Origin of the sequence: Citrobacter telavivensis (assembly GCF_041807075.1) — a bacterium.
In the GTDB taxonomy this organism is placed as follows: domain Bacteria; phylum Pseudomonadota; class Gammaproteobacteria; order Enterobacterales; family Enterobacteriaceae; genus Citrobacter_A; species Citrobacter_A telavivensis.
In genome coordinates, this window is the sequence record NZ_JBGUBF010000014.1 from 26,717 (window position 1) to 40,601 (window position 13,885).

16 protein-coding genes are annotated in these 13,885 nt (G+C 55.1%); 15 read left to right on the forward strand and 1 reads right to left on the reverse strand.

Going from position 1 to position 13,885, the window contains the following annotated elements; all coding sequences use genetic code 11:
- The first annotated feature begins 1 nt into the window (after window position 1).
- The 11 genes from agaV to ACERJC_RS24820 all read left to right on the forward strand — a co-directional run bounded on the left by agaV (window position 2) and on the right by ACERJC_RS24820 (window position 9,129).
- Entirely contained in the window at window positions 2-475 is a 474-nt protein-coding gene (agaV, locus tag ACERJC_RS24770) for a PTS N-acetylgalactosamine transporter subunit IIB (RefSeq protein ID WP_152406119.1), read from the forward strand.
- A gap of 10 nt (window positions 476-485) precedes the next feature.
- Complete coding sequence (agaW, locus tag ACERJC_RS24775) at window positions 486-1,265, forward strand: PTS N-acetylgalactosamine transporter subunit IIC (protein ID WP_061076209.1); 780 nt, start codon at window positions 486-488, stop codon at window positions 1,263-1,265.
- The gene (gene agaE / locus ACERJC_RS24780; protein WP_046487621.1) at window positions 1,255-2,133 is read left to right on the forward strand and encodes a PTS N-acetylgalactosamine transporter subunit IID; all 879 of its coding nucleotides are present in this window, start codon (window positions 1,255-1,257) and stop codon (window positions 2,131-2,133) included. Before agaW ends, agaE begins: the two co-directional genes overlap by 11 nt.
- A 16-nt stretch (window positions 2,134-2,149) precedes the next feature.
- Entirely contained in the window at window positions 2,150-2,584 is a 435-nt protein-coding gene (gene agaF / locus ACERJC_RS24785) for a PTS galactosamine/N-acetylgalactosamine transporter subunit IIA (protein WP_042325173.1), read from the forward strand.
- The gene (nagA, locus tag ACERJC_RS24790) at window positions 2,581-3,714 is read left to right on the forward strand and encodes an N-acetylglucosamine-6-phosphate deacetylase (protein ID WP_373672707.1); all 1,134 of its coding nucleotides are present in this window, start codon (window positions 2,581-2,583) and stop codon (window positions 3,712-3,714) included. The genes agaF and nagA overlap by 4 nt, the downstream gene beginning before the upstream one ends.
- A gap of 295 nt (window positions 3,715-4,009) precedes the next feature.
- Window positions 4,010-5,164, forward strand: coding sequence for an AgaS family sugar isomerase (locus ACERJC_RS24795; RefSeq protein ID WP_373672708.1), 1,155 nt, complete (start codon window positions 4,010-4,012; stop codon window positions 5,162-5,164).
- Window positions 5,165-5,176: 12 nt separating this feature from the next.
- Window positions 5,177-6,052 carry a tagatose-bisphosphate aldolase subunit KbaY gene (kbaY, locus tag ACERJC_RS24800; protein ID WP_286631664.1) on the forward strand — a complete coding sequence of 292 codons (876 nt, stop codon included), beginning with the start codon at window positions 5,177-5,179 and terminating at the stop codon, window positions 6,050-6,052.
- A 187-nt stretch (window positions 6,053-6,239) separates the two neighbouring features.
- On the forward strand, window positions 6,240-6,716 hold the full coding sequence (agaB, locus tag ACERJC_RS24805; protein ID WP_046487632.1) for a PTS galactosamine transporter subunit IIB: 477 nt from the start codon (window positions 6,240-6,242) through the stop codon (window positions 6,714-6,716).
- 53 nt (window positions 6,717-6,769) lie between these two features.
- Window positions 6,770-7,576, forward strand: a complete 807-nt coding sequence (agaC, locus tag ACERJC_RS24810) for a PTS galactosamine transporter subunit IIC (protein WP_046487635.1) — start codon at window positions 6,770-6,772, stop codon at window positions 7,574-7,576.
- Window positions 7,566-8,357 carry a PTS galactosamine transporter subunit IID gene (agaD, locus tag ACERJC_RS24815; protein WP_042325161.1) on the forward strand — a complete coding sequence of 264 codons (792 nt, stop codon included), beginning with the start codon at window positions 7,566-7,568 and terminating at the stop codon, window positions 8,355-8,357. Before agaC ends, agaD begins: the two co-directional genes overlap by 11 nt.
- A 52-nt stretch (window positions 8,358-8,409) precedes the next feature.
- The gene (locus ACERJC_RS24820; protein WP_373672709.1) at window positions 8,410-9,129 is read left to right on the forward strand and encodes a galactosamine-6-phosphate isomerase; all 720 of its coding nucleotides are present in this window, start codon (window positions 8,410-8,412) and stop codon (window positions 9,127-9,129) included.
- A 59-nt stretch (window positions 9,130-9,188) separates the two neighbouring features.
- On the opposite strand, the gene rsmI is transcribed toward ACERJC_RS24820, so the two are convergent.
- On the reverse strand, window positions 9,189-10,049 hold the full coding sequence (rsmI, locus tag ACERJC_RS24825; RefSeq protein ID WP_373672710.1) for a 16S rRNA (cytidine(1402)-2'-O)-methyltransferase: 861 nt from the start codon (window positions 10,047-10,049) through the stop codon (window positions 9,189-9,191).
- A 64-nt stretch (window positions 10,050-10,113) separates the two neighbouring features.
- Between rsmI and ACERJC_RS24830 the strand changes: the two genes are divergently transcribed.
- The 4 genes from ACERJC_RS24830 to dolP all read left to right on the forward strand — a co-directional run bounded on the left by ACERJC_RS24830 (window position 10,114) and on the right by dolP (window position 13,764).
- Window positions 10,114-12,168 carry a penicillin-binding protein activator gene (locus ACERJC_RS24830; protein ID WP_373672711.1) on the forward strand — a complete coding sequence of 685 codons (2,055 nt, stop codon included), beginning with the start codon at window positions 10,114-10,116 and terminating at the stop codon, window positions 12,166-12,168.
- Window positions 12,126-12,521, forward strand: a complete 396-nt coding sequence (locus ACERJC_RS24835) for a YraN family protein (protein WP_178823272.1) — start codon at window positions 12,126-12,128, stop codon at window positions 12,519-12,521. Before ACERJC_RS24830 ends, ACERJC_RS24835 begins: the two co-directional genes overlap by 43 nt.
- Window positions 12,522-12,588: 67 nt before the next feature.
- Window positions 12,589-13,179, forward strand: coding sequence for a DnaA initiator-associating protein DiaA (gene diaA, locus ACERJC_RS24840; protein WP_042325150.1), 591 nt, complete (start codon window positions 12,589-12,591; stop codon window positions 13,177-13,179).
- A gap of 9 nt (window positions 13,180-13,188) precedes the next feature.
- Window positions 13,189-13,764: a division/outer membrane stress-associated lipid-binding lipoprotein gene (dolP, locus tag ACERJC_RS24845; protein WP_152406126.1), complete on the forward strand. Its 576-nt coding sequence runs from the start codon at window positions 13,189-13,191 to the stop codon at window positions 13,762-13,764.
- Window positions 13,765-13,885 lie beyond the last annotated feature (121 nt).

Here is a 13,885-nt window from a genome sequence, read left to right on the forward strand (position 1 = left end):
TATGCCAAATATTGTACTCAGCCGTATCGACGAAAGGCTCATTCATGGCCAGGTCGGGGTGCAATGGGTCGGATTTGCGGGGGCAAATCTGGTGCTGGTTGCCAACGATGAGGTGGCGGAAGACACCGTGCAGCAAAACCTGATGGAGATGGTACTGGCGGAAGGGATCGCCGTGCGTTTCTGGTCACTGCAAAAAGTGATCGACAACATTCACCGCGCCGCTGACCGACAGAAGATTTTGCTGGTCTGCAAATCACCCACCGACTTCCTCAGGCTGGTCGAAGGTGGGGTTCCTGTTACACGAGTCAACGTAGGAAATATGCACTACGCCAATGGCAAACAGCAGATTGCCAAAACGGTCTCTGTCGACACGACCGATATTACGGCGTTTAACGGCCTGAAAGCCGCCGGGGTGGAATGCTTCGTTCAGGGCGTTCCGACAGAACCCGCGCAGGATCTCTTTAAACTCATCTGAGGCCTTCACCATGGAAATTAGTCTGTTACAGGCTTTTGCATTAGGTATCCTCGCCTTTATTGCGGGCCTGGATATGTTCAACGGATTAACACACATGCACCGCCCGGTGGTGCTCGGGCCGCTGGTCGGCCTGATTCTGGGCGATCTGCATACCGGTATTTTAACCGGCGGTACGCTGGAGCTGGTGTGGATGGGGCTCGCCCCGCTGGCGGGCGCACAACCGCCAAACGTCATTATCGGCACCATCGTGGGTACGACGTTCGCCATTACGACAGGGGTGAAACCGGATGTCGCCGTGGGCGTTGCCGTGCCGTTTGCTGTGGCAGTACAGATGGGGATTACGTTCCTGTTCTCCGTGATGTCTGGGGTGATGTCCCGCTGCGATCGCATGGCGGCGAATGCCGATACTGCCGGCATTGAACGGGTGAACTATCTGGCGTTACTGGCGCTGGGGATTTTCTATTTTCTCTGCGCGTTCCTGCCGATTTACTTCGGTGCAGAGCACGCGAAAACAGCCATTGATGTCCTTCCGGAACGTCTGATTGACGGCCTCGGCGTCGCGGGCGGCATCATGCCAGCCATCGGCTTTGCCGTGCTGCTGAAAATCATGATGAAAAATGTCTATATCCCTTACTTTATCATCGGTTTCGTGGGGGCCGCCTGGCTCAAGCTGCCGGTACTGGCTATCGCCGCCGCGGCGCTGGCCATGGCGCTGATCGACCTGCTGCGTAAATCACCTGAACCGACCCAACCTGCGGCCCAGAAAGAGGAATTCGAAGATGGCATCTAATCAACAAACTCTTCCGACTGTTTCCGACAGCGAAGAAACGCTGCTTTCCGGCGTAAACGAAAACATCTATGAAGATCAGAGCATTGGCGCAGAGCTGACCAAAAAAGATATCAACCGGGTCGCCTGGCGTTCCATGCTGTTGCAGGCGTCGTTTAACTACGAACGTATGCAGGCTTCCGGTTGGCTGTATGGTCTGCTGCCTGCACTGAAAAAGATCCACACCAATAAACGCGACCTGGCGCGCGCCATGAAAGGTCACATGGGTTTCTTCAATACCCATCCCTTCCTGGTGACGTTTGTGATTGGCATCATCCTGGCGATGGAACGCTCAAAGCAGGACGTTAACAGTATTCAGAGCACCAAAATTGCCGTTGGCGCACCGCTCGGCGGGATTGGCGACGCGATGTTCTGGCTGACGCTACTGCCTATTTGCGGCGGCATCGGGGCCAGTCTGGCCTTGCAGGGCTCCATCCTCGGCGCGGTGGTCTTCATTGTGCTGTTTAACGTGGTCCATCTGGCTCTGCGTTTTGGCCTGGCGCACTATGCTTACCGTATGGGGGTCGCCGCCATTCCACTCATCAAGGCCAATACGAAGAAAGTGGGCCACGCGGCGTCTATCGTCGGGATGACGGTGATCGGCGCGCTCGTCGCGACCTATGTGCGCCTGAACACCACGCTCGAAATCAAGGCGGGTGATGCCGTCGTCAAGCTCCAGGCTGACGTTATCGACAAGCTGATGCCTGCCTTTTTACCGCTGGTCTATACCCTGACGATGTTCTGGTTGGTCCGTCGCGGCTGGAGTCCGCTGCGCCTTATCGGTATCACCGTGGTGCTGGGTGTTGTCGGCAAGTTCTGTCACTTCCTGTAAAGCAAAGAGGTCTTCGATGTTAGGTATTATTTTGACGGGGCACGGTGGGTTTGCCAGCGGTATGGAAAAAGCGATGAAACAGATCCTTGGCGAGCAGTCGCAGTTCATCGCTATCGACTTTCCGGAAACCTCCACCACCGCGCTGCTCACCTCGCAGCTTGAGCAGGCGATTGAGCAACTGGACGGTGAGGAAGATATCGTTTTCCTGACCGACCTGCTCGGCGGCACACCGTTTCGCGTCGCCTCAACGCTTGCGATGTTGAAACCCGGCCGGGAAGTGATTACTGGTACTAACCTGCAACTGCTGCTGGAAATGGTACTGGATCGTGAAGGGCTCAGCAGCGAGGCATTTCGTGTGCAGGCGCTGGAATGTGGGCATCGCGGTCTGACAAGCCTGGTAGATGAGCTGGGCCGCTGTCGCGAGGAGCACCCCATCGAGGAAGGAATATGACGCAGGTTTTGCGTGCCAGACGCCTGCTCACCGAACACGGGTGGCTGGACGATCACCAGTTGCGCGTTGAAGAAGGCGTCATCACGGCAATCGAGCCGATTCCGGCGGGCATCACCGTGCGCGATGCCGAGCTACTCTGTCCCGCCTATATCGACATCCACGTCCACGGTGGCGCGGGAATCGATGTGATGGACGACGAACCGGATGCGCTCGATAAGCTGGCGATGCACAAAGCGCGTGAAGGGGTTGCCAGTTGGCTCCCCACCACCGTTACCGCGCCGCTAAAGACGATTCATCGCGCGCTGGAGCGTATTGCCCAGCGCTATCATTGCGGCGGGCCTGGCGCACAGGTGCTGGGAAGTTACCTGGAAGGGCCGTACTTCACGCCGCAGAATAAGGGTGCCCATCCGCCGGAGCTGTTTCGGGAGCTGGACCTTGCGGAGCTGGATGAGCTGATCGCCATTTCGCGACAGACCCTGCGCGTGGTGGCGCTGGCACCGGAAAAACCGGGGGCATTGCAGGCGATTCGCCATCTCAGGCAGCAGGGTGTGCGGGTGATGTTGGGGCATAGCGCGGCAAGCTGGGCGCAAACCCGTGCCGCCTTTGACGCGGGCGCGGACGGACTCGTGCACTGCTACAACGGCATGACCGGGCTTCATCACCGGGAGCCCGGGATGGTCGGCGCAGGACTCACTGACCCGCGCGCGTGGCTGGAACTTATCGCCGATGGGCACCACGTCCATCCGGCGGCTATGACGCTCTGTTGCTGCTGTGCAAAAGAGAGGCTGGTGCTGATAACCGATGCGATGCAGGCCGCCGGTATGCCCGACGGAAACTACACGCTGTGCGGTGAAAAAGTCGAAATGCACGGAGGTATCGTGCGAACCGCATCCGGTGGCCTGGCGGGCAGTACGTTGTCGGTTGATGCGGCAGTGCGCAATATGGTCGAACTGACAGGTATCGCCCCTGAGGATGCTATCCATATGGCCTCTCTCCATCCAGCGCGTCTGTTGGGGATCGACAGCCACTCAGGATCGTTAGCCCCAGGCAAACGCGCCAGCACGATCGCCCTCGATAGCGGACTGCATTTACAACAGATTTGGATTCAGGGTCAGCTCCTCCCCCTTTGACCCTTTTTTCCTCCCTGGCCTTCGATCATGAATCGTAAGGCCTTTCTTTTCCTTTCGATTAAGAAAACCCCCATTCCTGGATGGTGGCAGAGAATCATTACAGATCAATAAGATAAAAAACCTCTCCGTACAATCGATCACACTTTTCGTTTTATTTCATTTTGCATTATTGAACTTTCGATTTCTTTCCTATAAATTTTAATCAATCGATCATGTGAACAAGTGAAACGAAACGAAAGATAGCGACATTTTGCCAGCGTCTGATGTGGAATTCACAAGACTAAGGACTTACGTTATGCCAGAAACCTATACCCCTGCTGCTGCAACAACCGGAACCTGGACTGAAGAAGAGATCCGCCAGCAGCCTGCCAGTTGGATCCGCTCGCTGACGAACATTGACGCGATTCGTACCGCGATCGACAATTTTCTCGCGCCACTGCTGCGTAAAGACGATCTGCGGATCGTCCTCACCGGGGCTGGCACCTCGGCATTCATTGGCGAGATAATCGCCCCCTGGCTTGCCAGCCACACCGGGCAAAACATCAGCGCAGTACCGACCACCGATCTGGTCACCAATCCGATGGATTATCTGAACCCGGCGCATCCGCTGCTGCTGGTCTCGTTTGCCCGTTCCGGCAACAGCCCGGAAAGCGTTGCGGCAGTGGAACTGGCAAACCAGTTCGTCCCTGAGTGCTACCACCTTTCGATCACCTGCAATGAAGCAGGCAGCCTGTACCAGAACGCCGTTGCAAGCGATAACGCCTTTGCCCTGCTGATGCCGACAGAAACTCACGATCGCGGGTTTGCGATGACCAGCAGTATTACTACTATGATGGCCAGTTGCCTGGCGGTGTTCGCACCGAAACTCATCAACAGCCGGACCTTCCGCGATGTTGCGGATCGCTGTCAGACTATCCTGTCGTCACTGGGTGATTTCAGCCACGGCGTGTTTGGCAATGGCGCCTGGAAACGGATCGTCTATCTCGGTAGCGGTGGATTACAGGGTGCTGCGCGTGAGTCAGCCCTGAAAGTACTTGAGCTGACCGCCGGTAAGCTGGCCGCGTTTTACGACTCGCCAACCGGCTTCCGTCACGGTCCGAAATCACTGGTGGATAACGAAACGCTGATCGTGGTGTACATCTCCAGCCACCCTTACACACGGCAGTACGATCTCGATCTGCTGGCGGAGCTGCGTCGCGATGGTCAGGCAATGCGCGTTGTCGCTATCGCGGCCGAAAGCGATTCCATCATCGAATCTGGCCCGCACATTCTGTTACCCTCCGCGCGTCATTTTATCGATAGCGAGCTGGCTTTCTGCTACCTGATGTATGCCCAGGTCTTTGCGCTCACCCAGTCCATTAATGTCGGTAATACGCCGGATAACCCTTCCCGCAGCGGTACGGTCAACCGCGTCGTGCAGGGCGTCGTTATTCACCCGTGGCAGGCTTAAGAGGATCCGATCATGAGTATCATTTCTACGAAGTATCTCCTGCAGGATGCTCAGGCAAAAGGCTACGCCGTACCGGCCTTCAACATTCATAACGCCGAGACTATCCAGGCGATCCTCGAAGTGTGTAGCGAAATGCAATCACCGGTGATCCTCGCCGGTACGCCAGGCACCTTTAAACATATCGCGCTGGAAGAGCTTTACGCGCTGTGCACCGCCTACTCCACCACCTACGGTATGCCGCTGGCGCTGCATCTCGATCATCATGAATCACTGGACGACATTCGCCATAAGGTGAACGCCGGAGTACGCAGCGCCATGATCGACGGTAGCCATTTCCCGTTTGAGGAAAACGTAAAGCTGGTGAAATCGGTTGTCGATTTCTGCCACGCCCGCGATTGCAGCGTAGAAGCGGAACTGGGACGCCTGGGTGGCGTCGAAGACGACATGAGCGTTGATGCAGAAAGCGCCTTTCTGACCGATCCACAAGAGGCCAAACGCTTTGTTGAGCTGACCGGCGTCGACAGCCTTGCTGTCGCCATCGGCACCGCACACGGCCTCTACACCAAAAAACCGAAAATCGATTTCCAGCGCCTGGCTGAAATCCGTGAAGTGGTGGATATTCCGCTGGTGCTGCACGGTGCGAGCGATGTGCCTGACGAGTATGTACGCCGCACGATAGAGCTGGGCGTCTGTAAGGTTAACGTCGCTACCGAACTGAAAATTGCCTTCGCCGATGCCGTGAAAGCGTGGTTTGCTGACAACCCACAGGGCAACGATCCGCGCTATTACATGCGTGTCGGTATGGATGCGATGAAAGAGGTCGTGAGAAGTAAAATCACGGTTTGCGGTTCGGCTAACAAATTAGTGGCTGATTCCGATTTAACTTAAAAAATACTGTTTCAACATCATATACAGAAGCGTTATCTGATTAATATCAGGTAGCGCTTTCTGACCAGATAGCGGGGGAGAATAAAGAGATTACATCACGCTGAATAAATTCATGAATGCGTTACGGTAACAATAATATATTTCAACAAGTTCTGTCATTCTATTATTTTATGGTGAGGATTTAAGAATGGGTAGTCCAAATATCCTGTTAACGCGTATTGATAACCGACTGGTGCATGGTCAGGTGGGCGTCACCTGGACATCGACAATCGGTGCCAATCTGCTGGTTGTCGTGGATGATGATGTCGCTCAGGATGAGATTCAGCAGAAATTAATGGGCATCACCGCAGAAACCTACGGTTTCGGCATCCGTTTCTTTTCTATAGAAAAAACCATCAATGTCATCGGTAAGGCCGCGCCGCACCAGAAGATATTCCTGATTTGCCGCACCCCGCAAACGGTCCGAAAACTGCTCGAGGGCGGTATCACGCTCAACGACGTGAACGTCGGCAATATGCACTTCTCGGAAGGTAAAAAGCAGATTAGCAGCAAGGTTTATGTCAATGAGCAGGATCTTCAGGACCTGCAGTTCATTAAGAAACACGGCGTAAACATTTTTATTCAGGATGTCCCTGGCGATCAAAAAGAAGCGATCCCGGAGTAAATAACAAGCCAATGTTTTCATATTAAAGGGACTTATTTACATGAGGTGTCAAAATGCATGAAATAACACTTTTACAAGGGATATCCCTTGCTGCATTAGTCTTCTTTCTGGGAATCGATTTTTGGCTGGAAGCCCTGTTCTTATTCAGACCGATAATTGTCTGTACGCTCACTGGCGCCATCCTTGGCGATATTCATATTGGTTTGATCACCGGCGGTCTGACCGAACTGGCCTTTGCCGGTCTGACGCCCGCCGGCGGCGTACAACCGCCAAACCCCATCATGGCGGGGCTGATGACCACGGTGATCGCCTGGTCTACCGGCGTGGATGCCAAAACCGCCATCGGCCTCGGCTTGCCGTTCAGCCTGCTGATGCAATACGTGATTCTGTTCTTCTATTCCGCCTTCTCCCTGTTCATGTCCAGGGCCGACAACTGCGCTAAAGAAGCCAATACCCGCGCATTTGCCCGTCTGAACTGGCTGACAACGCTGATTGTCGCCTGCTCATACGCCATTATCGCGTTTCTGTGTACCTATCTGGCGCAGGGTGCCATGCAGGCGCTGGTGAAAGCCATGCCAGCCTGGCTGACTCATGGTTTCGAAGTCGCGGGGGGGATTCTGCCTGCCGTCGGTTTTGGTCTGCTGCTGCGCGTGATGTTCAAAGCGCAGTACATTCCTTACCTGATCGCCGGCTTCCTCTTTGTGTGCTACATCCAGGTCAACAACCTACTCCCGGTCGCCGTCCTCGGCGCGGGCTTCGCCGTGTACGAATTTTTCAATGCCAAAGCTAAACAGCAGGCGCAACCCCAGCCTGTCGCCCGTAAAAATGATGATGAAGAGGATTACAGCAATGGGATCTGAAATCAGTAAAAAAGACATTACCCGTCTTGGCTTCCGCTCTTCCCTTCTTCAGGCGAGCTTTAACTATGAAAGGATGCAAGCGGGCGGCTTTACCTGGGCGATGCTGCCGATTCTGAAAAAAATCTATAAAGATGATAAGCCGGGTCTGAGTGCGGCCATGAAAGATCATCTGGAATTTATCAATACCCACCCGAACCTCGTCGGTTTCCTGATGGGCTTACTGATCTCAATGGAAGAGAAAGGAGAAAACCGCGACACCATCAAGGGTCTGAAAGTGGCGCTGTTTGGCCCCATCGCCGGGATTGGCGATGCCATTTTCTGGTTCACCTTGCTGCCGATTATGGCGGGGATCTGCTCCTCATTCGCCAGTCAGGGCAATTTGCTGGGGCCGATTCTGTTCTTCGCCGTCTATCTGATGATCTTTTTCCTGCGCGTCGGCTGGACTCACGTCGGCTATTCGGTCGGGGTAAAAGCCATTGATAAGGTGAGGGAAAACTCGCAGATGATCGCCCGTTCGGCGACGATCCTCGGGATCACGGTGATTGGCGGTCTGATCGCCTCCTACGTTCATATCGATGTCGTAACCTCTTTTGCCATCGACAGCACGCACAACGTGGCACTGCAAAAGGACTTCTTTGATAAGGTCTTCCCGAACATTTTACCGATGGGCTACACGCTGCTGATGTACTACCTGCTGCGGGTGAAAAAAGCGCATCCGGTATTGTTAATCGGCGTCACCTTTGTGCTTTCTATCGTCTCTTCCGCACTTGGCATTTTGTAAACCGCACGGGCGCGACGGTACGTGCGCCCCTCGTCAAAAGGATGACTGACAGATGCAATACATACAGTACTGCGACCATTATGACGCACTCAGCGATCGCGCCAGCGAACGGTTAATTCAGGTAATACAGAACAAACCTGACGCGACGATCTGCCTGGCGACCGGCGCGACGCCTGAACTGACCTATCGTTTCCTGGTCGAGAAAATACAGCAGCGTCATGTTGATATCCGCAACGTGACCTTTGTGAAGCTCGATGAGTGGGTGGGAATGCCCTTACACACGCCGGGCACCTGTGAATCCTTCCTGCAACAGCACATCGTGCAACCGCTTGGCCTGCGTCCGGAACAGCTGATCGGTTTTCAGTCAGAAAATATCGACGAGACGGAGTGCGAGCGCGTGACGGATTTGATTGCCAGCCGGGGCGGTCTCGATTTATGCGTATTGGGCATCGGCAAGAATGGTCATCTGGGGCTGAACGAACCGGGAAGCGCGCTGGAGCCGTTTTGCCATATCAGCAGGCTTGATGAACAAACGCGTCACCACGACATGCTTAAATCGGCCGGTCGTCCCGTGACGCACGGTATCACTCTGGGCCTGAAGGAGATCCTCAATGCAAAGGAAATATTGCTGCTGATTGCCGGAGAAGGAAAACAGGCCGCTGTTGAAAAATACCTGACCACTGCCGTGACGACTGCAGTTCCGGCCTCGTTTTTGTGGCTGCATGACAATACGACATGTTTACTGGATGGCTCGCATTATTCAGATCGATAACCCCCCCCTCTCATTCTGACACGCTGTAGTTTTTCTTTTGTTGCAGCGTGTTTCCCGGATTATCCCTGCTGATCCAGCGCATATTTGTACAGTGCGTTCTTTTTCACGCCGTGGATTTCTGCCGCCAGCGCTGCGGCTTTCTTCAGCGGCAACTCGGCCTGTAACAACGTGAGGGTGCGCAGGGCATCGGCAGGCAGTTCGTCTTCCTGCGCCTTGTGTCCTTCCACAATCAGCACCATCTCGCCTTTACGCCGGTTCTCGTCCTCTTTAACCCACGCCAGCAGTTCACCCACCGGTGCGCCGTGAATTGTCTCCCAGGTTTTGGTCAGCTCGCGCGCCAGCACCACGTAACGGGATTCGCCCCACACCGCGACCATATCTTCCAGGCTGTCCAGCAGGCGATGCGTGGATTCATAGAAAATCAGCGTGCGCGGTTCGGTTTCGATAGCTTTCAGCGCGTCACGACGTCCTTTTGATTTCGCGGGTAAAAAGCCTTCATAGCAGAAGCGGTCGGACGGCAATCCCGCCGCGCTTAATGCGGCAATCGCCGCACAGGGCCCCGGCAACGGCACGACACGGATGCCCTGCTCACGACAACTGCGTACCAGGTGGTAACCCGGATCGTTAATCAGCGGCGTCCCGGCATCGGAAACCAGCGCGATGTTCAGCCCTTCTTTCAACTTCGCCACCAGCGTGTCTGCTTTTTGCTGCTCGTTATGATCGTGCAGGGCGAACAGTCGGGCATTAATCGCGAAATGCTGCAATAATAATCCGGTATGGCGAGTATCTTCAGCGGCAATTAAATCAACAGCTTGTAACACTTCGAGCGCACGCTGGGTAATATCAGACAAATTCCCGATAGGAGTAGGTACAATAAAGAGTTGGCCGCGAGAATTATCCGCCGATTCGTGTTGTGTCATTGTGTCGTCCGTATTGCCGATTTAATATTGAGCATTGCGTATAAAAAATATCACTGGATACAGTATGGTACCCTTAACATTCTCTCGTTTAAAAGCCGCGCGCTGTCTGCCCATCGTTCTGGCAGCCCTGATTTTCGCCGGCTGTGGCACCCAGGCGCCCGATCAGAGCACTGCCCATATGCAGGGCACAGCGCAAGCTGATTCCGGCTTTTATCTGCAACAGATGCAGCAAAGCGCAAATGATAGCAAGACCAACTGGCAATTACTCGCCATTCGTGCACTGCTGAAAGAAGGCAAAAGCCAGCAGGCTATCGAACTGTTTAACCAACTGCCGCAGGATCTGAATGATACCCAGCGCCGGGAACAGTCGCTGTTAGCCGTTGAAATCAAACTGGCGCAGAAAGATTTTGCCGGAGCGCAGGCGCTACTGGAAAAGCTTACCCCGTCTGATTTTGAGCAAAATCAGCAGGCGCGCTACTGGCAGGCGCAGATTGACGCCAGCCAGGGCCGCCCATCACTCTCGCTGCTGCGCGCCCTGATTGCGCAGGAACCCCTGCTTGGCGAGAAGGATAAGCAGAAAAATATGGACGCCACCTGGCAAGCATTGTCTGCAATGACGCAGGAGCAGGCCCAGGCGTTAGTTATCAATGCCGATGAAAACGTGTTGCAGGGCTGGCTGGACCTACAACGTGTCTGGTTTGATAACCGCAGCGATCCGGACATGATGAAAGCGGGCATTGCCGACTGGCAAAAACGCTATCCGCAAAATCCGGGAGCAAAACTGCTGCCAACCCAACTGGTCAATGTGCAGAGCTTTAAACCCGCCTCGACCAGTAAAATCGCCCTGCTACTGCCGCTGAACGGTCAGGCAGCCGTATTTGGTCGCACCATTCAACAGGGCTTTGAAGCCGCCAAAAATCTTGGTACGCAGCCTGTCGACGCGCAGCCCGCCGCACAACCGGCTCCGGTCGCAGCCCCAACGCCGGCGGACCCGCAGCCGCAGGCGACCGATGGCGTCGCCAGTCCTGCCCAGGCTTCAGTGAGCGATTTGACCCATGACGAGCAGGCCGAACAGCCCGTGCCGGTCAGCGCACCGCAGACAACGTCTGCACAGCCAACCACCGCAAGCGCGGCGGCAAATCCTTCCGCAGAACTGAAAATTTATGACACCAGCGCCCAACCGCTCGATCAGATCCTGACGCAGGTTCAGCAGGACGGCGCGAGTATCGTGGTCGGCCCGCTGCTGAAAAACAACGTCGACGAACTGCTAAAAAGCAACACTCCGTTGAACGTGCTGGCACTTAACCAGCCGGAATCGGTGCAGAGCCGCGCAAACATCTGTTACTTCGCCCTCTCACCGGAAGATGAAGCGCGTGATGCGGCGCGCCATATCCGTGAACAGGGCAAACAGTCGCCGCTGCTGCTGATCCCGCGTAGCGCGCTTGGCGATCGTGTTGCTAACGCCTTTGCCCAGGAGTGGCAAAAACTGGGTGGCGCTACGGTGCTGCAACAGAAATTTGGCTCAACGGCGGAACTGCGTATGGGCGTCAACGGCGGTTCAGGGATAGCGTTAACCGGTAGCCCGGTCGCTGCCAGCGCACCGTCTCAACCTGGCGTCACTATTGGCAATTTAACCATTCCGGCTGCGCCAACGGATGCCCAGATTAGCGGTAACGGTGGTCGCGTGGACGCCGTGTATATTCTGGCAACACCTAATGAGATAGCCTTCATCAAGCCGATGATCGCCATGCGCAACGGTAGCCAGAGTGGTGCCACGCTGTACGCCAGTTCGCGTAGCGCGCAGGGGAATGCCGGTCCTGACTTCCGTCTGGAAATGGATGGCCTGCAGTACAGCGAGATCCCGATGCTGGCGGGCGCGAACCCGTCGCTAATGCAGCAGGCGCTCGGCGCAGTGCATAATGACTACTCGCTGGCGCGCATGTACGCAATGGGCGTGGATGCCTGGTCGCTGGCGAACCATTTCTCCCAGATGCGTCAGGTGCAGGGCTTCGAAATTAATGGCAATACCGGCGCGCTGACCGCCAGTCAGGACTGTGTGATTAACAGGAAGTTATCATGGCTCCAGTACCAACAAGGGCAGATTGTCCCCGCCAGTTAACGAGCAAACAGGCCGGTGACGCGTGGGAAACCGCCGCGCGTCGCTGGCTGGAGCGCAAGGGACTGCATTTTATCGCCGCCAACGTGCATGAACGCGGCGGCGAGATCGATCTGATCATGCGTGATGGCAAGACGACCGTCTTTATTGAGGTCCGCTACCGGCGCTCTACCACGTTCGGTGGTGCCGCTGCCAGTGTGACGCGCAGCAAGCAACGTAAATTATTACAGGCTGCCCGCTTGTGGCTCGCGCGCCACAATGGGAGTTTTGATACTGTGGATTGCCGGTTCGATGTGTTAGCCTTCACCGGAAATGATGTTGAGTGGTTCAGGAATGCCTTTACTGACTGCTCATAATTGAAGATTCAGAACAGACCCATTGGGCAAATAAAATAGCCTAATGGGTCAGCTCTTAAGGATTAGCGTGTTAGACAGAATTAAAGTCTGCTTTACCGAAAGCATTCAAACTCAAATTGCAGCGGCAGAAGCCCTCCCGGATGCTATCTCTCGCGCCGCCGTGACGCTGGTTCATTCACTGCTCAATGGCAACAAAATTCTCTGTTGTGGTAATGGGACATCCGCTGCCAACGCACAGCATTTTGCGGCCAGCATGATCAACCGCTTTGAGACAGAACGCCCCAGTTTACCTGCGATTGCACTAAATACGGATAATGTGGTCTTAACAGCGATTGCTAACGACCGTCTGCATGACGAAGTGTATGCAAAACAGGTTCGGGCGTTGGGTCATGCTGGCGACGTCTTACTGGCCATCTCGACGCGCGGCAACAGCCGCGATATCGTTAAGGCTGTGGAAGCTGCCGTCACGCGAGACATGACGATTGTGGCACTGACCGGGTATGACGGGGGTGAACTGGCTGGACTCTTAGGGCCACAGGATGTTGAGATCCGCATCCCTTCACACCACAGCGCACGCATTCAGGAAATGCATATGCTGACGGTAAACTGCCTGTGCGATCTGATCGATAACACGCTTTTCCCCCACCAGGATGATTAAGGAGTACACATGAAGGCTTTATCGCCAATCGCAGTCCTTATTTCTGCTCTGCTATTGCAAGGTTGTGTAGCCGCCGCAGTGGTCGGTACCGCCGCCGTTGGCACCAAAGCAGCAACAGATCCACGTAGCGTAGGCACTCAGGTGGACGATGGAACCCTGGAAGTGCGCGTCAACAGTGCGCTGTCGAAAGATGCACAGATCAAGAAAGAAACGCGCATTAACGTGACGGCTTATCAGGGTAAAGTGTTACTGGTCGGTCAGTCGCCGAATAGTGAACTCTCCGCACGGGCTAAACAGATTGCGATGGGCGTCGACGGCACCACCGAGGTCTATAACGAGATCCGTCAGGGCCAGCCGATTGGCATGGGCACCGCGTCAAGTGACACCTGGATCACCACCAAAGTACGCTCTCAGTTGCTGACCAGCGATCAGGTTAAATCATCCAACGTGAAAGTGACGACCGAAAACGGCGAAGTGTTCCTGTTAGGCCTGGTGACCGACCGTGAAGCGAAAGCGGCTGCGGATATCGCCAGCCGGGTCAGCGGCGTGAAGCGCGTCACCACGGCGTTTACCTTCATCAAGTAATCCCCCAGGCCTGATTAGGCGCTTTAGCGTCGACATCAGGCCATATGTGCCGGATGGCGGCGTGACCGCCTTATCCGGCCTACAGAGTGTATTATCGTAGGCCGGGCAAGCGAAGCGCCCC

Bases quoted from the DNA above. Each gene is read 5' to 3' on its own strand.
- ACERJC_RS24795 (WP_373672708.1), top strand. From the start codon at position 4,010: ATGCCAGAAACCTATACCCCTGCTGCTGCAACAACCGGAACCTGGACT.
- agaB (WP_046487632.1), top strand. From the start codon at position 6,240: ATGGGTAGTCCAAATATCCTGTTAACGCGTATTGATAACCGACTGGTG.
- agaC (WP_046487635.1), top strand. From the start codon at position 6,770: ATGCATGAAATAACACTTTTACAAGGGATATCCCTTGCTGCATTAGTC.
- dolP (WP_152406126.1), top strand. From the start codon at position 13,189: ATGAAGGCTTTATCGCCAATCGCAGTCCTTATTTCTGCTCTGCTATTG.
- agaF (WP_042325173.1), top strand. From the start codon at position 2,150: ATGTTAGGTATTATTTTGACGGGGCACGGTGGGTTTGCCAGCGGTATG.
- agaE (WP_046487621.1), top strand. From the start codon at position 1,255: ATGGCATCTAATCAACAAACTCTTCCGACTGTTTCCGACAGCGAAGAA.
- kbaY (WP_286631664.1), top strand. From the start codon at position 5,177: ATGAGTATCATTTCTACGAAGTATCTCCTGCAGGATGCTCAGGCAAAA.
- agaD (WP_042325161.1), top strand. From the start codon at position 7,566: ATGGGATCTGAAATCAGTAAAAAAGACATTACCCGTCTTGGCTTCCGC.
- nagA (WP_373672707.1), top strand. From the start codon at position 2,581: ATGACGCAGGTTTTGCGTGCCAGACGCCTGCTCACCGAACACGGGTGG.
- agaW (WP_061076209.1), top strand. From the start codon at position 486: ATGGAAATTAGTCTGTTACAGGCTTTTGCATTAGGTATCCTCGCCTTT.
- ACERJC_RS24820 (WP_373672709.1), top strand. From the start codon at position 8,410: ATGCAATACATACAGTACTGCGACCATTATGACGCACTCAGCGATCGC.
- rsmI (WP_373672710.1), bottom strand. From the start codon at position 10,049: ATGACACAACACGAATCGGCGGATAATTCTCGCGGCCAACTCTTTATT.
- agaV (WP_152406119.1), top strand. From the start codon at position 2: ATGCCAAATATTGTACTCAGCCGTATCGACGAAAGGCTCATTCATGGC.
- ACERJC_RS24835 (WP_178823272.1), top strand. From the start codon at position 12,126: ATGGCTCCAGTACCAACAAGGGCAGATTGTCCCCGCCAGTTAACGAGC.
- ACERJC_RS24830 (WP_373672711.1), top strand. From the start codon at position 10,114: ATGGTACCCTTAACATTCTCTCGTTTAAAAGCCGCGCGCTGTCTGCCC.